This is a genomic window from Marinobacter sp. V032 (genome assembly GCF_052645435.1).
Genome location: NZ_JBQXYE010000001.1, coordinates 1,210,176 through 1,230,706 on the forward strand (window position 1 = coordinate 1,210,176; position 20,531 = coordinate 1,230,706).

General features: G+C 55.1%; 24 protein-coding genes. 9 read left to right on the forward strand and 15 right to left on the reverse strand.

Annotated elements, in window-relative coordinates:
* Positions 1–5: 5 nt before the first annotated feature.
* The 4 genes from ACUN9X_RS05530 (at position 6) to ACUN9X_RS05545 (ending at position 2,088) form a co-directional block, all read left to right on the forward strand.
* Positions 6–332: a hypothetical protein gene (locus ACUN9X_RS05530; protein WP_445472438.1), complete on the forward strand. Its 327-nt coding sequence runs from the start codon at positions 6–8 to the stop codon at positions 330–332.
* 107 nt (positions 333–439) lie between these two features.
* Positions 440–649, forward strand: a complete 210-nt coding sequence (locus ACUN9X_RS05535; protein WP_445472439.1) for a hypothetical protein — start codon at positions 440–442, stop codon at positions 647–649.
* Between the two features lie 356 nt (positions 650–1,005).
* Positions 1,006–1,506, forward strand: a complete 501-nt coding sequence (locus ACUN9X_RS05540) for a hypothetical protein (RefSeq protein WP_445472440.1) — start codon at positions 1,006–1,008, stop codon at positions 1,504–1,506.
* A 357-nt stretch (positions 1,507–1,863) separates the two neighbouring features.
* Positions 1,864–2,088, forward strand: coding sequence for a hypothetical protein (locus ACUN9X_RS05545; RefSeq protein WP_445472441.1), 225 nt, complete (start codon positions 1,864–1,866; stop codon positions 2,086–2,088).
* 413 nt (positions 2,089–2,501) lie between these two features.
* Here the strand turns inward: ACUN9X_RS05545 and ACUN9X_RS05550 are convergent, their stop codons facing one another.
* The 10 genes from ACUN9X_RS05550 to ubiE form a co-directional block, all read right to left on the reverse strand.
* Complete coding sequence (locus ACUN9X_RS05550) at positions 2,502–3,272, reverse strand: HPP family protein (protein WP_260038784.1); 771 nt, start codon at positions 3,270–3,272, stop codon at positions 2,502–2,504.
* Between the two features lie 163 nt (positions 3,273–3,435).
* Positions 3,436–4,155 carry a 16S rRNA (uracil(1498)-N(3))-methyltransferase gene (locus tag ACUN9X_RS05555; protein ID WP_260038785.1) on the reverse strand — a complete coding sequence of 240 codons (720 nt, stop codon included), beginning with the start codon at positions 4,153–4,155 and terminating at the stop codon, positions 3,436–3,438.
* A complete protein-coding gene (tatC, locus tag ACUN9X_RS05560; RefSeq protein WP_260038786.1) occupies positions 4,152–4,883 on the reverse strand; it encodes a twin-arginine translocase subunit TatC in 732 nt (243 codons plus the stop codon). The genes ACUN9X_RS05555 and tatC overlap by 4 nt, the downstream gene beginning before the upstream one ends.
* A 77-nt stretch (positions 4,884–4,960) precedes the next feature.
* The gene (gene tatB / locus ACUN9X_RS05565; RefSeq protein WP_260038787.1) at positions 4,961–5,353 is read right to left on the reverse strand and encodes a Sec-independent protein translocase protein TatB; all 393 of its coding nucleotides are present in this window, start codon (positions 5,351–5,353) and stop codon (positions 4,961–4,963) included.
* A gap of 11 nt (positions 5,354–5,364) precedes the next feature.
* Complete coding sequence (tatA, locus tag ACUN9X_RS05570; RefSeq protein WP_260038788.1) at positions 5,365–5,601, reverse strand: Sec-independent protein translocase subunit TatA; 237 nt, start codon at positions 5,599–5,601, stop codon at positions 5,365–5,367.
* Between the two features lie 83 nt (positions 5,602–5,684).
* Positions 5,685–6,032 (reverse strand): phosphoribosyl-ATP diphosphatase, encoded by a 348-nt coding sequence (locus ACUN9X_RS05575; RefSeq protein ID WP_260038789.1) that lies wholly within the window; start codon positions 6,030–6,032, stop codon positions 5,685–5,687.
* On the reverse strand, positions 6,029–6,481 hold the full coding sequence (gene hisI, locus ACUN9X_RS05580) for a phosphoribosyl-AMP cyclohydrolase (protein WP_260038790.1): 453 nt from the start codon (positions 6,479–6,481) through the stop codon (positions 6,029–6,031). The genes ACUN9X_RS05575 and hisI overlap by 4 nt, the downstream gene beginning before the upstream one ends.
* A 27-nt stretch (positions 6,482–6,508) precedes the next feature.
* Positions 6,509–8,161: a ubiquinone biosynthesis regulatory protein kinase UbiB gene (gene ubiB / locus ACUN9X_RS05585; protein WP_445472442.1), complete on the reverse strand. Its 1,653-nt coding sequence runs from the start codon at positions 8,159–8,161 to the stop codon at positions 6,509–6,511.
* Complete coding sequence (locus tag ACUN9X_RS05590) at positions 8,158–8,802, reverse strand: ubiquinone biosynthesis accessory factor UbiJ (protein WP_260038794.1); 645 nt, start codon at positions 8,800–8,802, stop codon at positions 8,158–8,160. Before ACUN9X_RS05590 ends, ubiB begins: the two co-directional genes overlap by 4 nt.
* Positions 8,802–9,593 (reverse strand): bifunctional demethylmenaquinone methyltransferase/2-methoxy-6-polyprenyl-1,4-benzoquinol methylase UbiE, encoded by a 792-nt coding sequence (gene ubiE / locus ACUN9X_RS05595; protein WP_260038795.1) that lies wholly within the window; start codon positions 9,591–9,593, stop codon positions 8,802–8,804. The genes ACUN9X_RS05590 and ubiE overlap by 1 nt, the downstream gene beginning before the upstream one ends.
* A gap of 343 nt (positions 9,594–9,936) precedes the next feature.
* On the opposite strand from ubiE, the gene ACUN9X_RS05600 reads away from it, so the two are divergent.
* Positions 9,937–10,218 (forward strand): polyhydroxyalkanoic acid system family protein, encoded by a 282-nt coding sequence (locus ACUN9X_RS05600; RefSeq protein ID WP_260038796.1) that lies wholly within the window; start codon positions 9,937–9,939, stop codon positions 10,216–10,218.
* 24 nt (positions 10,219–10,242) lie between these two features.
* On the opposite strand, the gene ACUN9X_RS05605 is transcribed toward ACUN9X_RS05600, so the two are convergent.
* Entirely contained in the window at positions 10,243–11,169 is a 927-nt protein-coding gene (locus tag ACUN9X_RS05605) for an alpha/beta hydrolase (protein WP_260038797.1), read from the reverse strand.
* 419 nt (positions 11,170–11,588) lie between these two features.
* On the opposite strand from ACUN9X_RS05605, the gene ACUN9X_RS05610 reads away from it, so the two are divergent.
* A complete protein-coding gene (locus ACUN9X_RS05610) occupies positions 11,589–12,956 on the forward strand; it encodes a wax ester/triacylglycerol synthase family O-acyltransferase (protein WP_260038799.1) in 1,368 nt (455 codons plus the stop codon).
* A gap of 13 nt (positions 12,957–12,969) precedes the next feature.
* Here ACUN9X_RS05610 and ACUN9X_RS05615 read toward each other — a convergent pair whose 3' ends face one another.
* The 4 genes from ACUN9X_RS05615 to ACUN9X_RS05630 form a co-directional block, all read right to left on the reverse strand.
* Positions 12,970–13,314, reverse strand: coding sequence for a YdbL family protein (locus tag ACUN9X_RS05615; protein ID WP_260038801.1), 345 nt, complete (start codon positions 13,312–13,314; stop codon positions 12,970–12,972).
* 25 nt (positions 13,315–13,339) lie between these two features.
* Entirely contained in the window at positions 13,340–13,561 is a 222-nt protein-coding gene (locus tag ACUN9X_RS05620) for a YnbE family lipoprotein (RefSeq protein ID WP_260038803.1), read from the reverse strand.
* A gap of 51 nt (positions 13,562–13,612) precedes the next feature.
* Positions 13,613–16,207, reverse strand: a complete 2,595-nt coding sequence (locus tag ACUN9X_RS05625) for an intermembrane phospholipid transport protein YdbH family protein (protein ID WP_445472443.1) — start codon at positions 16,205–16,207, stop codon at positions 13,613–13,615.
* A gap of 174 nt (positions 16,208–16,381) precedes the next feature.
* Positions 16,382–17,257, reverse strand: coding sequence for a LysR family transcriptional regulator (locus tag ACUN9X_RS05630; protein WP_260038806.1), 876 nt, complete (start codon positions 17,255–17,257; stop codon positions 16,382–16,384).
* A 135-nt stretch (positions 17,258–17,392) separates the two neighbouring features.
* On the opposite strand from ACUN9X_RS05630, the gene ACUN9X_RS05635 reads away from it, so the two are divergent.
* From ACUN9X_RS05635 to ACUN9X_RS05645, 3 genes are all read left to right on the forward strand, one after another.
* Entirely contained in the window at positions 17,393–18,511 is a 1,119-nt protein-coding gene (locus tag ACUN9X_RS05635) for an S-(hydroxymethyl)glutathione dehydrogenase/class III alcohol dehydrogenase (protein WP_260038808.1), read from the forward strand.
* Between the two features lie 211 nt (positions 18,512–18,722).
* Positions 18,723–19,007 carry a hypothetical protein gene (locus ACUN9X_RS05640; protein WP_260038809.1) on the forward strand — a complete coding sequence of 95 codons (285 nt, stop codon included), beginning with the start codon at positions 18,723–18,725 and terminating at the stop codon, positions 19,005–19,007.
* 59 nt (positions 19,008–19,066) lie between these two features.
* On the forward strand, positions 19,067–20,443 hold the full coding sequence (locus ACUN9X_RS05645) for a class II fumarate hydratase (RefSeq protein ID WP_445472444.1): 1,377 nt from the start codon (positions 19,067–19,069) through the stop codon (positions 20,441–20,443).
* Positions 20,444–20,531: the final 88 nt, after the last annotated feature.

A 20,531-nucleotide genomic window follows, 5' to 3' on the forward strand; every position in this document is an offset into this window, starting at 1 on the left:
TGGATATGGACTACCTTGGGGGTGAAATAGTAGTTACAGAAATAGCCGGTAAAGCCGCTAGAGTAAAAACAGGAAATCTGGACTTCGAAATCTCATTGCTTGCCCTGGGTTTTCAAAAAGAGGGTAATGACTTCGTATGCTCAATAGAAAATAGTAACGAGCGTGAATATTTTGTTCGAGAATTGATTACTCTCAATGCGCTATTTTCGGCGGGAAGAGATTGGAGTCCATCTGAGTTGGTCGGTTATTTGAAAGAAACAGATGCCGTCTCCGGAAAATATCGCGAAATTTCGCGGTCAAGCCTGTCGGAGTATCGAATTGAGTTTAGGTAGGGGCGTTCTGCGATTAAGTCGTGGAAATTTCTGTATATTCTATTTTTTACTTTTAGTTCGGTATATTGTAAATGGTAGGGGTTGACCTGATTTTGTAGAGCGAAACTGTGACTGACAATCAATTTATTAAAAACTTAGAGTACCTAATTAATAAATATATCGCTGATAAAGAGTTGGCCGCCGCGTTGATAAATAGGGCTAATTCAGAAGGCGCTGGTGCGGAAAAATGGATAATGCGTGATTTCCATAAAAACAGCGCCGGTATTGAAGAAGTTGATGGAAAAGTCATAAAAGAAATCGCTTTCAATTTCATATAAAAGGATAAGCCGCAGTAACCGTCTTGGTTTTTCTTGGGAAACTTTTTTAAGAGTACCTGGAGATTACTAAGCCTGTCCGGAATTGAGGCTGGCGCGAATTACCACTAGGTCTCTGGGGGAGGCTCTGAGGTTGTAATCGACGCGGGGGCATGCGGGCACGCTACATTAGGATTTGGCTGAAGCGCCCCGTTTGTGACGAGCGGAGCCGGCCTGATCTTCACTAGAATTTGCTCATCTTTAAAGCATAGTACTTATGAATCTGTGGGCGAAGGAGATGGTCATGATGTGCTGGGAGGTTTCGCGCTTCTAGCGCGCTCTAGTTGAACGCTAAAAAATACGTTAAGGAGCGCAGCTTCATGAGTATTCAAATCTCAGGAAGGCCCAAAGCACTAGGCGAAGTGCTTGCAAATACGGTTCTCGTAACAAGCATTATTATTTTCTGGATAATTTACGTTATCGGCAGGAACGAATTTCCGGAACTCGAGTTAATAGACGTTACTCTTTTTACAGAAGCAGCTTCGTATTTAGGGCGTGGAGCTGGATCTGCCACTTTCGCTAGTTTCACGATGTCTTTAGTCACCTCTACGGTTTTTGGTTTGACGTATCAAAAGGACGCTGCTCACTTCGAAAACCTATCCATTAGTCTTGGGCTATGGATTGGCGCAGCAGGCATTTTTTTTGGATATATATGCCTTTTCTTGGTTGTTGGCCAAAAAAACTCGATTTTATTTGGCAGCCAAGGTCGAGTTCTTATATGGGATATACTATTTAAAAACCCGATCTATTTGAGTGTAATAACATCCTTTTTTTTGCACGGTTGGCGCTTGGGCATGGTATGTTTTATTACGTATGGTTAGAGAAAAGTCATAATTTCAGAATGTCAGGGGCAAGTGTTTTTCAAAAGAAAAACATTCTCTTTTGGATTTGAAGAAGAACAAGGGGTTTATTACGTGTCTATTCCTGGAAGCAATAGCATGGTTGATTACGAAGAGCAGTACAGGGTTTAAGAAGCATCCGTGAATTCAAGTGCCAACGATTTTAGTCAGTTATAGAACATCGTCGATGGGGCTAGAAAGGGTTTGCGAGACAATGATTTGGTTTATCCCCCGGGAACGATCGCTGAATTCCTAGCTGACCTGAAGGGGAGCGGGGCGGCGCATTTGAAGCGGGAATAATTGAGCCATGAAGGTCATCTATGGTAACTAGGAACGGTAATGCCAATTAGCAAGGGTGAGATTTTCAGGATTAGAGATGTTTTTGTTGATTATCCATTTGAAGATGTCATGTTTCGATGGAGTCACAATAAAAAAATAATTTTCAGGAAGTTTTATGGTGAGATGGAGGCGGTGGAACCTATAAGTCATAAAAATAGGCTATATAATGATGCATTGCTTTATGGGGAAGAAATATCAAAAGAAGAATATTTTAAAGGTAAGTGATTGATGTCTCGTTTTTATATGATTCGGTATTAGCCATTGTTTGGTCTGGTTAATATAAGCACGTGATCGCTGTTCGACCGAATTAGGGGCCTGCCATCCCACAACACATCCTCTCCATCTCCTCAGCCCACTTATCCATCCGCGCCTCATCAAGCTGAACCAACATGGCATAGCGACGGCCGCCCCATACTGCCAGGTGCAGGGCTTCTATGGTGTCTATTGAAGGCGTGTTTGGCAGGTCGGTGCAGGCTTTGAAGAGCGGCGAGAAGTTCTTAGTAGGCGCGGCGTTGGTGCCGTTGGACGCTGAACTTTGCCCGAGCTTGTTGTGGGCGTTTAAGCGGCTTGGCTCGGGGGACAAACCCTCAGGCCGCTCACATGTCCATGATAGGGTGCGTGAATGGCTATATTGTTGGCTAGGCCGGGTCGGGCGTACTTACTGGGGTTGCTCTGCTACTACGGCCACTCCAAACCGGATAAGCCAGTCCAGCCAGGCGATTGAAGACAAAGGCCTTGATCAGCAGAAGCAGTACACCTGCCATCAGCACCGGCAGTTGCTCTATCTGATGCATCAACCCCAGTGAAACGATCAGTGCAGTGGCGCCGGCCGGTGGATGGGGCACCCGAAACCAGACCATCAGAAAACCGGTCGCGCCGAGTGATACAGCGGCTGCACCTACTCGAGCGAGATTCACGCCGTCTGCCATGGCTGAGGGGGCATCGTAGAGGCCGAACAGGTACAGGCTGGCAAAGCCCATCAGGGCGCCGATCAAGTGACCACAGAGTGTATTGCGAGGTGAGGCGGCTTGAGCCATCGGTACGTGAAACAGGATAAAGGCGGTGGCGCCCAGTGACGGGAAGATGAAGGCTTCCTGCGTCAGCAGTGCGAGAAACGAGATCAGTGCGATGCTGATGGTGCCGTTAACGAAACTGAAGCCTGCCATGACGGCGCGGTGGCTATAACGTTCGGTCAGCCGCTCAAGATGCAACTTTCGAAGCACGCCGGACACTAATTGCCAGCGCAGTCTTTCGTTCCTGATCCCCATTGATCCCTCGGTAACCTGATTTTCCCAGCGGAACCTCTGATTAAGTCTATTGGCGATTCCGGCTTTCAGGGAAAGCCCCTTTGGGCAAGTCTTGAGAGCCTTCCTGGCTGCGTTGCGAACCTTGGCAAGGGCTAGGGCCATTGCCGGCGATCCGCGCCTTGCCAGGAAGGCTCTCAAGATTTGCAGAATCGCCAATAGACTTGATCAGAGATTCCCTAACGGCCGCGGATCATACGCGCTATTTTGGTGCAATGGAAACGGGGTTGTTTAATAAGTGATCTTGATCAAGTCGGGGCGAGAGGGATTACTGGCAGCTGTCGAATAGCCGACTGACCAGCACCGGCACAGCGGTTTCGACTCGCAGGATGCGGGGGCCGAGGTGAACCGCTTCGGCGCCAGCTTCTATCAGCTTGTCGACTTCATAAGGAATAAAGCCGCCTTCGGGGCCGATGCAGAGAGTGGTTGGTTCGTTGATATGAGTCGGGCAGGGCTTTGACATGCCGGGGTGGGCGACAATGCCTCGCCTGCCGGCCATCAAGGCGGGAAGTTCATCTTCAACGAACGGCTTGAAGCGTTTGCGGATCTGTACGGTCGGCATCCGGGTGTCTCGGGCCTGTTCAAGCCCGAGTGTCAGGTTTTCCCTGAGGTGGGCGTCTGAGAGCCAGGGCGTTTGCCAGAAGCTTTTTTCCACCTTGTAGGCATGGATCAGCCAGATGTCCTTAACGCCGAGCGCGGCACAGGTTTGTAGCACCCGGCGGAACATTTTCGGGCGTGGCATGGCCAGTATCAGGGTCAATGGCAGCGATGCCGGCGGCTGTTCCGTGAAGCTCACGCTCAACTCGATGGCATCGGCGGACAGGCTTTCGACAATGCCGGTGCCTATTCGGTCGTTTACCCTGCCGACCGGAACGGTGTCACCAACTGACGACTTGAGTACGGATTCGAGGTGCTCCCGGCGGCGGCCTGTCAGGCGCACGCGATCCGGGGCAATAAAGTCCTCATCAAACAGTAAACCGAGGTTCATTGTTCGGGTGAATCTTCTTCAATGTCCCTGCGGCGCGTGGCGAATCGGCTGAACAGGATGCCGATTTCGAACAGGAGCCACATCGGCACAGCAAGAAGCGTTTGGGAAATGATGTCCGGCGGGGTCAGCAGCATGCCGACAATAAAACAGCCGACGACCACGTAAGGTCTCTTGGCGGCGAGATCTGCCGGTGTTGTGATGCCGGACAGCACCATCAGGATGGTGGCGATGGGGATTTCAAAGGCAACGCCGAAGGCAAAGAACATCTTCAGCACGAAATTGAGGTAGCTGTTGATGTCGGGTAGCTCGGATATACCTTCCGGCCCCACCGAAGTGAAGAAACCGAATACCAGCGGAAACACCACGAAATAGGCAAACACGGCGCCGAGATAGAATAACAACACGGACGAAGCGAGCAGCGGGAAGGCCAGCTTCTTCTCGTGCTTGTACAGGCCGGGCGCGATGAAGCTCCAGATCTGGTACAGGATGTACGGAATGGCGATAAAGACAGCCACCACCAGCGCCAGTTTCAATGGGGCGAAGAACGGCGAGGTCACGTCTGTCGCGATCATCATCTGCCCTTCGGGCAGCAAGTCGCGCAGGGGTTGGGAGAGCCAGAGGTAAAGCTCGTTGGCAAACGGGTAGACGGCGGCAAAGCAAATCAGAACCGCCAGTACAACTCGCAGAAGCCGGTTGCGCAGCTCCAGCAGGTGATCTATCAATGACATTTCCTGATGAATGTCCTGATCGCCTTCAGGGCGCTCTGTTTCAGACGAAGACACGGTATCTCCAGCGGGCTTTGGCGTCACTTGCGGGCATCGGGTGTTGATTCGGTTGGCTTGTCAGCCGGGCTTTGTGCATCGGCATGGTGCGGGTCACTGGGCTCCGGTGAAACAGAAGAGGTGCCTTTGTCCTGGGGCATAATCAGGTGCTCGTAGCTGCGCGCTTCCGCGAGTCCTTTCCGCACATTGTCCTGGACGCCCTCGAGATCAATACCGCCTTCCTTGCGGAGCTGCTCTTTGAGGTCCTCAGCCTTGATCTGACGATCCAGCTCCGAGGTGAACTGGCGCATCATCCGACGCGCCCGCCCGACCCAATGACCGGCGGTACGCGCGGCACCTGGCAGGCGCTCGGGGCCGAGAACCAGCAAGGCGATGACCCCGCAAATGAGGACTTCAAGAAAGCCTATATCGAACATTCAGCAACGACTCAGCTGTGGGTCTTGGTCTTGTCTTCCGTGGTTTCGGCTTTGGATTCATAGACGTTGCTCTTTTTTTCGCTATCGAGCGCGTCGTCATCCTTTTTCTCGTCTTCATCACTCATGGATTTTTTGAACCCACGTACGGCGCCGCCCAGGTCTGTGCCGATGTTGCGCAGTTTTTTCGTTCCGAATAACAGCACGACAATGCCGAGAACAATAAGAAGTTGCCAGATACTGATACCCATGTCGGGTTCCTCGTGTCATTCAGGTTTTGATGGCGTTCATTGTACGCCAACTTTAGAGCATTCACATAAGCGCTTCGTGGACACTATTCCGAGGTTCGTGATGCCTTTTCTTCAAGTCCGGACAGATCGAAGCGCCGGGCCAGTTCATCCAGAATGTCCTGCGGTCCCAGATTCAGGTGCGACAGCATGATCAGCGAGTGAAACCACAGGTCGGTGGTCTCTCCGATCAGTTCCCGGGTGTCGCCAGAACGTTCGGCATCTTTGGCTGCGATCAGCGTTTCGGTGCACTCTTCGCCGACCTTCTCAAGGATCTTGTTCAGGCCCTTGTGATGAAGACTGGCGACATAAGAGCTGTCAGGACTGGCAGATTTGCGAGCCTCAAGCACTTCGGCAAGCGCAACAAGCACATCTTGCGGTGTCTGTTGGGTCATGACGGCGAGTCTCCGCTGTGTCCGTAGATAGCATCAGGATCTTTTAGAACCGGTTCGACGGCGACCCAGTGTCCGGCCTCCAGTTTGCTGAAAAAGCAGCTGCGGCGGCCGGTATGGCAGGCGATGCCGCCGACCTGGTCGACTTTGAGCACGATCACGTCAGCATCGCAATCCAGGCGTATTTCCGAGACATGCTGAACGTGCCCGGATGACTCGCCTTTGCGCCAGAGTTTATTCCGTGAACGTGACCAGTAGATTGCACGCTGTTCGCGAGCGGTCAGTTCCAGGGCTTCGCGGTTCATCCAGGCCATCATCAGAATATCGCCATTGGCCTGATCCTGCGCGATAGCAGGTATCAGGCCCTGGTCGTCCCATTTGATGGCATCAAGCCAGTCGGTGGGCGCGGTGTCTGTTGTTGCGTCAGTGGCGTCGGGCTTCAGAAAATCCATCACATCTATCCAGTCAGGTCTGATCGGTCAAAGTTCAGAGCGGCTGCGGCCAAGCAGCAGCCAGCCGCCTGCAGCGAGCAAGATCCACCCTTGTACTGGTATCGTCTGAAGCGATTGCCAGTCGACCTGTTGGGTGGTCAGCCAGGCGCCGCCAATGCAGGCGACGGCCAGCACCGTGCGGCGAAGGTTGCGCTGGCGTGAGCGTTCGGCTCGCTGTAAAGCGTCCAGTGTAGCCTGATCCGGGCCTGTCGGGCGATTCAGGTCGCGAATTTGCAGCAGGGCGTCGTGCACCAGTTGCGGCATTTCCGGAGACTGTTCAAGCCAGGACGGAAGGTGCTCTTTCAAGGCTTTAAACATGCCCGGTGGCCCGATGCGCTTGCGCATCCAGGCTTCAAGATAGGGCTGCGCGGTATTCCACAGATCGAGATCAGGATACAGCTGGCGTCCCAGGCCTTCGACGTTTAGCAGGGTTTTTTGCAGCAGGACGAGCTGCGGCTGAACTTCCATTTCAAAGCGCCGGGCCGTCTGGAACAGGCGTAACAGGAAGTGGCCGAAGGAGATTTCTTTCAGGGGCCGCTCGAAGATGGGTTCGCACACGGTACGGATCGCGGCTTCGAATTCGTTGACGCGGGTGTGGGCCGGCACCCAGCCGGATTGCACGTGCAGCTCCGCCACCTGACGGTAATCCCGCCGGAAGAAGGCGAGCAGGTTGCGCGCAAGATAGCTTTGGTCTTCCGGCGCCAACGTACCGACGATGCCGAAGTCTATTGCGATGTAGCGCGGGTCCTGCGGGTTGCTGGCGTCAACGAAAATGTTGCCGGGGTGCATGTCGGCGTGGAAGAAGCTGTCGCGGAACACCTGAGTAAAGAAAATCTCGACGCCTTTCTCGGCCAGCACTTTCATATCGACACCCGCAGCCCGCAGGGCGTCCGTGTCGGCGACGGGAATGCCCTGAATCCGCTCCATCACCAGCACGGACTGCTTGGTGTAATCCCAGAATATCTCCGGAATATAGATCAGCGAGGAGCCGTCAAAGTTGCGGCGCAGCTGGCTGGCGTTGGCCGCTTCGCGCTGCATGTCCAGTTCATCGTGGATGGTTTGCTCGTAGTCTTCCACAACGTCCATCGGGCGCAGTCGGCGACCTTCAGACCAGTAGCGTTGCAGCGCTGAGGCCATCATGCGCATCAGGGAAATGTCCTGATTAATCACCTTTTCGATGCCCGGTCGAATCACTTTGACGACCACTGACTGCCCGCTGAGCAGAGTGGCGGCATGTACCTGGGCAACGGAAGCGGAAGCCATCGGGTTGCTGTCAAAAGTCTGGAACAGCGTGCCGACGGGTTGTCCGAGGGAGCGCTCGATAATCGCCTGGGCCTGGCTGCCAGGGAAAGGCGGCACCCGATCCTGAAGATGCGCCAGCGCCAGCGCCATGTCGTCGGGCAGCAAGTCGCGGCGGGTGGACAGGATCTGGCCGAACTTGATGAAAATCGGGCCCAGTTCTTCCAGTGCGAGTCTGAGCCGGTCACCGCGGGAGTGCTTGGGCTGTGGAAAGAAATGCCAGGGTGCCAGAGCCAGCAACACGCGCAGGAACGGCGGTAAATCGCTAAGGGGAATGAATTCGTCCAGGCGATATTTGCTGAACACCCAGGCAATGCGAAACAGGCGTTTAATGCGGGTCACGACGGCTCCGTCGGTTCAGAGGCGGCTTTTAGCCGGTTTTCCAGATATTGAATGCGGGCAGCAAGACGGTCTGATTGCAGGTTCAGCTGATCAATATCTTCAAAGGTTGCGGATAGTTCGTTGCGTCCGGGCAGGCTGCCGGATTCTTCGTGGATGTATTCTTCCACGCTGGCACTCAGTGAACGAAAGGCCTGCCGCTGCCAGCCCAGTGCGCCGCGTACTCGTTGGCCAATGAAGTGCGCCGGGATATCACCTATGTGGCCGGCCAATGCGGCCTCCCAATCAGGGTTGAGGTCTGCCATGGCCCGTTGCAGGGCGTGGGCGCTACCGACATCGCCCTGCACGGTCAGCCTGCCATCGCTGAAGACCCGGTCATCACCCTGTGCCAGCGCGGCAAATGCAAAGGGTCGCCCGCTAACGGTAACAGCGGGGGCCTCCGGCTCGATACTGCCCACCTGAACCCGGTCCTTGACCTGCTGCAGCGAGAGCACCATGCCAGTGGTTTCAATTCTGAATGCGACGGGTCGCGCAAGCGCTGCCAGCAGCATGTCGCGTCCGGCCGGATCGAGTTGCAGCGTTCGATTCAGCGCCTGCTCAATAACCTGCGTAATCGCCGCTTGCAGCGTGGGGCCCGGAAACATCAGGGCTTGGTGCCCACATGAAGGGCGACGACGCCGCCGGTCATGTTGTGATAGCGGGTGTTTACAAAACCGGCCTCGTCCATCATGGATTTCAGGGTGTCCTGATCCGGGTGCATGCGAATCGATTCGGCTAGATACTTGTAGCTTTCGGAATCGCCGGCAATGAGCTGGCCCATCAGTGGCAGTGCGTTGAAGGAGTACAGGTCATAAGCCTTGTTCAGCAGCGGGTTGGTGGGCTTGGAGAATTCCAGCACCATCAGCTTGCCGCCTGGCTTGAGTACCCGTGCCATATCGCGCAGGGCCTGATCCTTGTCCGTCACGTTACGCAGGCCAAACGCGATGCTGACGGCGTTGAAGCTGTTGTCCGGGAATGGCAGGTGCTCGGCATCAGCCTGCACGTATTCAATATTACCAACATAGCCCCGATCCGTTAGACGGCTGCGGCCAACCTGCAGCATGGACGCGTTGATGTCCGCAAGTACGACCTGGCCATCCTTGCCCACCAGATCTGAAAATTTCATGGTCAGATCGCCCGTGCCACCGGCGATATCGAGCACGCGGTGGCCCGGACGCACGCCGCTCAGCTCGATGGTGAAGCGTTTCCACAGCCGATGAATCCCCATCGACATCAGATCGTTCATGACATCGTATTTGCCTGCGACCGAATGGAACACCTCGGCAACTTGCCCGGCCTTTTCCTGCTTGTTGACCTGACGGAATCCGAAATGGGTCGTGTCGCCATCGTTACCCTGAGGGGCGGGTGCGGATTGATGTGTCTGAGGGTCAGTCATGGTCGGTTTCCTGTCAGAGGTGCCGGGGAATTGATCAGCATTTCCCTTGTTCAAACCTGTATTCTAACGGCCAGGCCGCAGGCTACAAGCAGCAAGTCGTGCAAGCGTGAATTTAGGCGCCCCTGATTCGGTCTATTGGCGATTCAGAGACTCACGTAAAGCCCTTGCGGAGAGGTACTCTCGACTTGCTTTACTGCCGATGAACTTTAGAGGAGATTCTCTGGCGTGCTTGCACCGGTCGTTTATTTTCTTAAACTTCTTCAGATCACTTCACCAGAATACGGTACGGAGCGCGCATTGTGCCGGTTCCATTTGGCCGTTTTCTGATTATTCGGGATCTTTCATGTCTTCAATTGATATCAACCGCCGCCATTCACTCGATCACGATCACGCGCGGAACGCGGCAGAAACACTGGCGAAGGATCTGTCAAAACAGTTTGACGTTGATTACAACTGGGACGGTGATGTGCTGCGGTTCAAGCGCTCAGGGGTGAAAGGCCACCTGAATGTCTTGCCGGAGGAGTTGCAGGTGCACCTGGAGCTGGGGCTGATGCTGCGTCCGTTCCGTTCGCGGATTGAATCTGAAATCAACTCGCAGCTGGATAATCTGACCGGCAAGGCCTGACGCACCTACCAGCGGCCAGCGGCATCAGCCCTGAGCTGATGCCTGCAACAAACTCTCCAGCGATGGCACCCATTCTTTGCTGTCCAGAGTTATGAAGTGGCTCGGCGCCTCGGTTTCGATGATGCGCATGGTTGTCGGGCTCTGGCGAGCACTTGCCAGCATGGCGCTGCGGTCAAGAATACGATCGACCTGTGGTATCAGAAAGGTGCCGTGGCGGACTTCGCTGTAGATATCCGTAGGCGTGCGTTCCATCCATTCCATGATGTTTTCGATGTTCCGCACAATGGTCAGATGATCACGGGTTGCCGAGAACAAATGCCCCAGCAGCTGCTTTTTGCGGGGATTCATCTTGCCGAAGAAGGTCTGACCGTAGGCCGATGAGGGCGCCGAGTTGATCAGGCGGATAAGCCAGGGCCACATGCCGTGGCTGACAGGCTCCAGCAGCGTGGTGACCAGTGCATGCAACTTGCCCTGGGGCAATACCGGTGCCTCCAGAATGATTTCCACATTCTCAAAAAGCTCTGGGCGCTGCCTCAAAGCCTCCAGAATCACGGCGCCGCCGCGGGAATGACCATGCAGTCGCACCCTGTTGGTTGTCGGCAGGTTCGCCAGCGCCTGTGTCAGGATGCAGGCGTCATATTCGATGGTCGCTTCAAGGTATTTAATCTGCACTTCCCAGTCAGGGGTTTCAGGTGTCACGCCATTGACGGGGATGTGGTAGTTACTGCAGGTCAGCAGGATGAGCTCGGTAGTCGGGGCTTCGTAGGCTTGTGTGAAGTAACAGTGATTTTCCAGAAAGCCATGCACGCCAATAACTGTCTGTTCCGCCTCACCACTGTGGTTGCGAACAGAGACCGCGCCTTTGCCGACGCGATAAACGCGCCCGGAGAACATCTCCGAGTAGACATTGTCGATCGGTTTGATCAACTTGCGAACGTGGCTAGCTTTCATGATCGGTTCTCCCGTATCGGCGCCTGCGGTTATTTTGTTTTAGCGTGGAGACAACATCTCCTGAATGCGCTGCAGACCTGATCCGTTCTATCGCGAATAACCCGTTTCGGTATTGGCGCGGATTACCCTCGCGTTACTGCCATTTGAGTCACTACCTTTGATTCTACGATAAATCAGGCGTTTATCCTCTGAATCAGACTAAAGTATAAAAAGTCTTTGTGCCTGAAATGACAAGTTAAGTTTCTATGTGTTGTACGTCTCGAGTATAGGGAGTAGCGCATCCCGGGCTGTAAATTTTTGTAATATCGCCAAGTGGAGCGGCCTAAATATGTCTGGCACAATGCTTGGCTTGTCACCAGAATGCCACACTGTCCGATTCAGATTGCAGACCGCCATATTGTCAGAAGGGGAATTTGGACTTGAGCCACGCGGAATCCAGCTTATTGTCACCGGTTGACGCCGCCTGGCTTTCCATGGAATCACCCGCCAATCCCATGACCATCACCGTGCTATTGCGCGTTGAAGGTCTGACGGCTTCAGTCTTCAAGCGCTTCCTCGAGAACCATTGGTTGAGTATTTCCCGTTTCCGGGCGATGCCGGTGCGCCGTGGCACGATATGGCGCTGGGAAGAAGACCCGGTATTCCGTGTGCGGCACCACCTGAAAGTATCCTCTGACGCGCCAGACGAGGAGCAGTTGCAGCAATGGATCTCCCAGCGCCTCAACCAGCCGCTCCCTGATTACCGGCCGCGCTGGTGTTTCTGGCTGCTTCCCAATGCCGAAGGCGGAGCTGCATTGTTGTTGCGCATGCACCACTGTTATGCCGATGGGCTCTCTCTGGTGGGCGTGTTCAATGGGCTGACAACGGGCGCACCGGATGCCCTGCCAGCCGGCTGCCCGGCAAGTGCCGATACTCGTGCTGCTGCGCGTTGGCTCGAGGCGGGGTGGCAGTGGTTTCAATCTCAGGCCAGCCAGACGGCTGCGGAAGGTCAGGCCGGTGTTGCCGGTTCGCATCGTCAGCTGGAGAAAATGGCCATGTCGGCTCTGCGGGTGGCCCACGGCATAGGTGATTACCTTTTGGAGCCGGAAGACACACCGTCCCGACTTAAACCCGGATTGCTGGGGCGTCGGGTATGTCGATGGTCCTCGCCCTTGCCTTTGTCCCGCTTCCGGAGTGTGGCAGATGCCACTGGCTGCAAGATAAACGACGTGTTGTTGGCTTGCGTCACCCTCGCGTTGCGCCGGCAGCTTAAAATTGACCAAGACGACCTTGATGATGTGACACTCCATGCCGCCGTGCCGGTGGATATCAGGGGGTTGCTTCCGGACCAGCTCCAGCCGGCGCCGGGTGAGGTGGCCAATCTGTTTGGTACGGTATTCGTGCCTTTGCCGGTAGATGGCAATAGTCCGCTGGAGCGGTTGTTTCGCGTCAAACATGAAACGCGCCGACTCAAGAAGTCGGTGCAGCCCGGCGTGTCGTGGGGGCTGATGTGCGCTGCTGGCCTGTTGCCTGTAAACGTCCAGCAACCGATTGCTGATCTGTTCTGCCGCAAGGCCTCGGCGGTTGTGTCGAATGTTCCGGGTAGCCGGGATGTTCGCTATCTGGCGGGCTGTCGGGTGAAGGAGCAGATGTTCTGGGTGCCCCAGTCCGGTGACATCGGACTGGGGGTCAGTATTGTCAGTTACGCCGGACAGGTTCAGTTCGGCGTGGTTGCCGACGAGGCGGTGTTACCTGAACCTCAGGCGTTTCTGAATGATTGTCTGATGGCGCTTAACGATTACAGCTGACGCTTTGCCTACACTACTTTTTAACCCAATTGCCATCCTGCTGGATGTACTGACCGGTCGGGGTTTTTTCGATCGCTTTCTGGCCGGCAACGGTTTCCACTTTGGTCACGGCAATATCATGCTTTTCTGCAATCCGGGCGTACTCGTCACGGCGTGCCTTGTTGATAGCATCGACGATGGCCTGAGCCTGACTGTCCGCTTTGACTGTTTCAAGGTATCCGGTCGGCGTTTCGCCGATCAGTCCCTGGGTTTTGGCTGATTCCAGTTTTCCCTTGGCTTCGTCCAGCCCCATTCCAAGTGCCGGCAGGCTAAGGCAAAGCGCGATGAAAAGTGCGCTGATGCGTGCAAATCGTGTCATGTTTTTTCTCCAAATCACCTGATGATCAGAACAAGCCTTTTTCGCTGAACAGCGCATCTACGTCTTTATCGACTTTGACATAGATCTCATGCTGGATTTTAACGTTCAGATTGACCGTAATGGGCTCTTTGGGGGCGGCCATCTGAACCGTTGGTGTGCACGCGACGGTGAAGACCCCGAAGATGAGGCCTGTCAGCGCCAGGCGCAAGCCGGTGAGCGGCCTGTGTCGTAATTCGGGTGTTGCCATACGGCGGACTCCTGTTGAATGGGGGCCGGCGACCTTAAGCGGTGGCCTGATTTACGGGGCTGATTGTTGCTCTTCCAGCCACTTTTTAACGCGTTCGGTGACCGCATCGTTAACCCGGCCGCTGAGCTGCAAGCTTGTCAGCAGCGCCGGGATATTCTCCTCGATATTGATATTCAGCACGACGGGCTGCCCCTGGCTGACTTTGGGGTTGTTGCCCTCGATATGCAATCCAAGCTGTAGGGTGCCTTCCCGATCATAGTCTATGGTGCTATCCAGAACCGAATAGTGGAAGTCTTTCATGGCTTCGGCGACCAGTGCCATCGCCTGATTGCCCTGGGCAATGGCTTGGAATCGGTCGCCGGGCAAGGTTAGCCTTCCCCCGGGCGCTTCTGCGTTCAGTGCACCTGATTCCACATGCACGCCTTCAGGCTCTAGCCAAACGGGAATTTGCCCGCTGAGAGTGCCGGTTCCGGACAGGTTTCGCGCCGGATAGAGCTGCATTAACTGGGAAAGATCAAGGTTGTGAGCCTCCAGTGGCAGCCGGATCGGCGGTGCGCTCAGGTCCCAGTTGCCCGGTCCCAGTCTGATAGTCCCGCCCAGCAGGTCTGATGTTGTGGGGGCAAGTGTCAGTTGGCCCCGCGTCAGCTGCGTTGTATTCGTTTCATAGGTGCCACCCGTTGTGATCGGACCGACGGGGATGCCCGGGTTAAGGCTTTCCAGCGTGAGTGCGGGAAAGCGGGTGATCAGGTGTTTGTCGCTCAGCCCGACATTTACCGGGCCGTTCAACCTGGTCCACGCCATGCGGTTGTAGATGCCCGAAATATTCTCGAAATTGAGCGTTCCTTTCAGTTGTAGCGGTTTGTTTTTGCGTTGAGTGAGATGGGCGTCAAGCGTGGCTGTGCCCTCGGTGATGTCCAGCAATGCCGGCCATTGGTTGAGGGTTTTCGACCAGACCTTGCTGCCGGTTTTACCCGATATTCGGGTGCTGGCGTCTGCGGTGATGGTGCCGGCAAAGGGAGCGTTCAGGTCGAGCCGGGCCTGCGCGCCGGATTTCGCTTTCAATATGCCGTTTGCAGTGAGGCCATCGAGTTGCGCCGAGACATCACCATCAAACTGCCAGCTTTGCGGTTTCAGTTGTGGTTGTTCAAGTTGCGCCACCGTCAGGTGTGCGGGGCCCTTCAGGGTGAGGCTGCTTAATGTCTTGTCCGCGGTGTCATAGTTGGCCGTTAACTGGAGCGACCTCAGGTTGGCGGCCAGACCTTTCAATAGGGGCCACTGGTCTGATCCGGCATTGCTGAGTTCCGGGATCGTCAGTGATGAGGGTGCTGCTGAAGTGAGCGTCAGGGTGTTTTTGTCGGCCTGGCCGGTAAAGCGCAGATCCAGTTTCGGGCGGGAGACGGACCAGCCACCGGCGCTCATCTGCGGAAATGCACCCTGGAGACGGGACTGTCCAAAATAGACGATCCACGGCGCCTCAATAGGGATCGCGACATGGGCCTGAATATCAGCTTTTGCTGCGCCGCGGCTGGCAATGGCGATCTGAAGTGGCAAGGTTGGCTGACCATCGGCTGCAGGGATGGCCTCGGCAGGCCGGATGCTGACGTCGAGTGCTTTCGGGCGAAGAAATTGCGGCAGCATCAGAACCCAATCGCCCAGGGCTTCCAGTTGAACGTCCGCTTGCCCGGTGCTGACTCGCCATTGGCCCTGATCGACCGCGAGTGACAACTCAACGTTGCCCTGCACCGTCGCAATCGTTGGTAGTGGCCAGGGCCGGGGTATCTCGGCTTTGACAGTCGCAGTTCCGGACTGGGGGCTGGTGAAGCTTCCGGAAGTTGGCAGGCTGAAACTCCATTGTGCGCTGACCATACCGGCATCCGGTTGCGGGGGCAGATCCGGTATCGTCATGGGGTACCACTGCTGAATCCATGTCAGAAGCCAGTCCGCTCTCGGAAGGTTGGGCATATCCAGTTTGCCGGACCAGTGGGGGTGGGCGTCGCTGTCGGCATGAACGTAGTCGGTGTTCATCGACAATGTCGGGTTGCCATCGATGCTTATACTGGCTGTCAAGTTGAGGCGGCGGGCGTCGAGTTGATCAAGGGCACCGTTAATATCGATGTAATGGTCATGCCGCGTAAGCGCCAGATTGAGTGCGAGTGGCAACCCCTCCGGCTTGCGGCTGGCTGACAGCGACCCCTCAAGCGGGCAGGTGCCATCGGCGCATGGCAAGGTGACGCGGAATGAACGGACGTCTACCTGCTCGGGGAGCCAGTCGGGCAAGGTGTCCGGAAATTGAAACCGGGATGTTGGCGTCGTGTGGTCTTCAGTTTCAGCGGTCTGGCGCACATCAACCTGAAGTCCGTTCAGTGACAGGCTATCAACCCGAGGCATAAACCCGTCCCAGGACCAGCTCAGAATGAGCTGCACGCCCTGAGCGCTGACTTCCCGTTCTGCCTGTTGTTGACGAAGGGTAAAACGGTCCATCGATAGCGATGTGGTCGACAGGTCCAGCCCCTGCCAGTCCAGTTGCCTGATGTTGTGGGTTTGCAGCAACTCAAGCCAAAGGTGCCGGGCAGCCAGCACTATTGCGGCAACGACGGTGATGAATATCGCCAGTAGCAAGGCACTCGTGCGACGGCGCGTCAGCATGCGCTTCAGAAGCTCCCGAAATGGTTAGCTGGATATTGTGGCATGAGCATAGTGTTGCAGCATCTGCTGTCGAATATAAGAGGGTTCAGTCGGGTTGGAACAGGCGGTACGCTCATCTCGTCAATGGCTTTGTGATTGTTATCCATGGCCCTTGAGTTGGCATAGGCCCTGTACTCAGAGGCTTTGCAAGCTTTCGCCAAGATAGTCCACCAACAGTCGTACCTTTGGTGAAAGGTGACGGTTGTGGGGGTAAATAGCCCACACGCCTTCGTCTGATGGCTGAAAATCCTGCAGTAACGAGATCAGTGTTCCCTTTGAAATGTAAGGTTCAATATAGGTGTCAGGTAGCTGGACGATCCCCAGGCCTTTCAGGGCCGCGTCCAGTAACACCTGGCCGCTGTTACAGCGAATGTTGCCATGGACCCTGATAACCCGCTCATGTCCATTCTCCTGAAATCGCCAGTAATCCAAAGTGCCCAGCAGGCAATTGTGGTGGGCCAGGTCTGTAAGAGTGCGTGGCTTTCCGTGAGTGGCGATATAATCAGGCGCGGCGCAGACATACTGATGACGAGAAGCCAGGCGCTTCGCCATCATGCTGGAGCTTTCGAGCTTGCCGAGCCGGATTGCCAAGTCGAAACCGCCCTCAACCAAGTCCACTTTCTGGTTTGTTAAGCTGAATTGAACGTCCAGTTCGGGAAATCGGGCGACAAAGTTATTTAAGAGGGGCGCTATCCTGCTTTCGCCGTAGAGGGTCGGGGCCGTGATTTTGAGTTTGCCTCGAGGTTCGCTCTGGAGTTGACTCAGGGCGCGCTCTGCTTCTTCAAGCCCGTCCAGTACCGGGCGACAATGCTGATAATACGTTTGCCCTGCATCGGTGACGGATACTTTGCGCGTGGTGCGATAGAAAAGCCTGGTCGCTAGCCGCTTCTCCAAAGCGCTGACTTGGCGGCTGACTTGGGCTGTGGATATCCCCAGCTGTTTTGAGGCCACTGTAAAGCTGCCCGTTTCTGCCACCGCGACGAACTCTGTAACGCCTTCCCAATTCCCCATTATTACCATCTCGCAAAAATGATTTCACAAATAGACCGATTATCATTCTTTGATAAACAAATAGAATGTGCAAATAATTGATGGATACAACGCCCTCTGGGCGACAAAGAGTGAGGGTTCAAAGTGAGTGACAACGTGATTAAATCAAAAGCAGCCGTTGCATGGGGGGCTGGTCAGCCTCTGTCGATTGAAGAAGTCGATGTAATGCCACCACAGAAAGGCGAAGTACGGGTTCGGATTATTGCGACCGGCGTCTGCCATACCGATGCGTTTACATTGTCAGGAGATGATCCTGAAGGTGTTTTTCCTGCGATCCTTGGCCACGAAGGTGGTGGTGTTGTCGAGTCTATTGGTGAGGGCGTCACTAGCGTCGCAGTGGGTGACCATGTGATTCCGCTTTACACGCCAGAGTGTGGCGAATGTAAATTCTGCACGTCCGGCAAAACCAATCTCTGTCAAAAAATCCGTGAAACCCAGGGCAAAGGCCTGATGCCGGACGGGACCACCCGCTTTTACAAAGACGGTCAGCCGATCCATCACTATATGGGCTGCTCTACATTCTCTGAATATACTGTTTTGCCAGAGATTTCCCTGGCGAAAGTAAACCCGGCCGCGCCTCTGGAAGAGGTGTGTTTGCTGGGGTGTGGCGTGACGACCGGGATGGGGGCGGTGATGAATACTGCCAAAGTGGAAGAGGGTGCAACTGTTGCCATCTTCGGCCTCGGTGGAATTGGCCTGTCTGCCATCATAGGTGCGACGATGGCTAAGGCGAGTCGCATCATCGCGGTCGATATTAACGAGAGCAAATTTGAGCTGGCACGTAAGCTGGGTGCAACCGACTGCATTAACCCAAAGGACTATGACAAGCCGATTCAGGACGTCATAGTCGAGATGACGGACGGCGGCGTTGATTATTCGTTCGAATGTATTGGCAACGTGAATGTCATGCGCTCCGCTCTGGAGTGTTGCCATAAAGGTTGGGGCGAGTCAGTTGTGATCGGAGTTGCCGGTGCCGGCCAGGAAATCACGACACGGCCATTTCAACTGGTGACTGGCCGAGTATGGCGTGGCTCTGCTTTCGGTGGTGTTAAAGGTCGTTCGGAATTACCTGAATACGTCGAGCGGTACCTTCAGGGTGAATTCAAGTTGGATGACTTTATTACCCACACCATGGAATTGGAGGAGATCAACGAAGCGTTTGACTTGATGCATGAAGGCAAAAGCATTCGCAGCGTGATCCACTTCGATCAATAACACGTCTTGATTCATGCGTTTGAGCATGAGCTAGATCATCGTCTCCCTTCGTGGCTGGCAATCGTCAGCCACAATCTATTCTGCACCTTTGAAAAGAACGCTACACTCGGAATGGTTTGATACGGTTCCCGAACTGACTTGGCTGGCGGCCTGAACGGTCTCGCTCTGCCATGCACAGTTCCAGTACAACAACGATACCGGAGGTAGAAACATGCAATCTTCAGAAAATGCACTGACGAATCATGAAGTCACGATCTGTCTGGAAGGTGGTGCCGTGCTGGGCCCCTTTAACGCCACCTGGAGTGTGGATACCGGCAGCGACGTCCGCGAGCTGGCGCGGGAATACGACGCCTTCCTGCAGGGTGAGCCACAAAAGCGTTACAAGTTTCACCTGCATGACACCTATACCAATACGGTGCACACACTGATCGTCAATTTCTCCAAGGTGACCGGCATCTGTGATCATGTCAGGCTGAAACATAATCCGGATAACTGATGCGGCCGTGATGTGAACGATCAGCGGAGATCACCATCTAACGGAATAAGGAGGCTCCAATGACTGAATATCGTGTTGAGAAAGACAGTCTGGGTGATGTGAATGTGCCGAAAGACGCTCTCTGGGGAGCCCAGACCCAGCGTGCTGTCGATAATTTCCCGGTCAGTGGCAGGCAGATGCCGCCGGCGTTTATTGATGCGGTCGTAACCGTCAAGCGGGCCGCTGCCCAGGCGAACGCCGACTTGTCCCTGTTGGAGGGCGGCGTCCGGGATGCCATTGTCAGTGCCTGCGACACCTTGTTGCGGGGCGAGCATCGGGACCAGTTTCCGATCGATGTCTATCAGACCGGTTCCGGCACCAGCACCAACATGAATGTGAACGAGGTGATCGCGCATCTGGCAACGGCTGCGGGCACCAACGTGCATCCCAATGATCACGTCAATATGAGCCAGAGCTCTAACGACGTCATTCCCACTGCTATCCATGTCAGCGCCGTGATGCTGGTGCAAACGGTTTTGATACCGGCATTGTCACATTTGCGCGGGACACTTTATGAGCGTGAAGCCGAGCTGAAGGAGACCGTCAAGACTGGGCGCACGCACTTGATGGATGCGATGCCGGTAACGGTCGGGCAAGAGCTGCAGACCTGGCGCGAGCAGCTGAACGGCGCAGAAAGACGCCTTCAGAGCGCCTGTGAAGATTTGTTGGCCCTGCCTCAGGGCGGCACTGCAGTCGGCACGGGGGTGAATGCGCACAACCAGTTTGCGGATCGTTTTGTCTCATCGCTGAATGCCTTCACCGAACTCCGGTTTACATCGCTTGAGCACAAGTTTGTCGGCCAGAGTGCCGTCGACGCGTCCGTTAATATGTCGGCGCAATTACGCGGTGTGGCGGTGGTGCTGATGAAAATGGCCAATGACCTGCGCTGGATGAATAGCGGCCCGATCCACGGGCTGGCGGAAATCAGCTTGCCGGCGTTGCAGCCGGGGAGCAGCATTATGCCGGGCAAGGTCAACCCGGTAATTCCGGAATCAACCGCGATGGTGGCCACTCAGGTAATGGGGCTGGATAGTGCAGTGGCAATCGCCGGACAATCCGGCAATTTTCAGCTCAATGTCATGTTACCGCTGATCGGTGCCAACCTGGTCGAGATGATCAACCTGCTTGGCAATAGCGCGCGAGTGCTGGCGGATAAGGCCATTGCCGGGTTTACTGTGAATGCCGACCATCTGGCGGACGCTGTTGGTCGCAATCCCGTATTGGTCACCGCGCTTAACCCGGAAATCGGTTATAGCCGGGCCGCGGATATTGCAAAAGAAGCCTACAAAACCGGTAGACCCATTATCGACGTTGCTGTTGAGCAAACGGATTTTTCGAGGGCACAGCTGGAGGGCATTCTTGATCCACTCAAACTGACCCGCGGAGGGGTTGGTTAGGCGTTCCAGACTGGCTGGGGAATTGATCAGCGTCTCCCTGACCCAAAGGGTCCGCAGCGGCGTCTTTCATTCAGCTGACACAACGGGA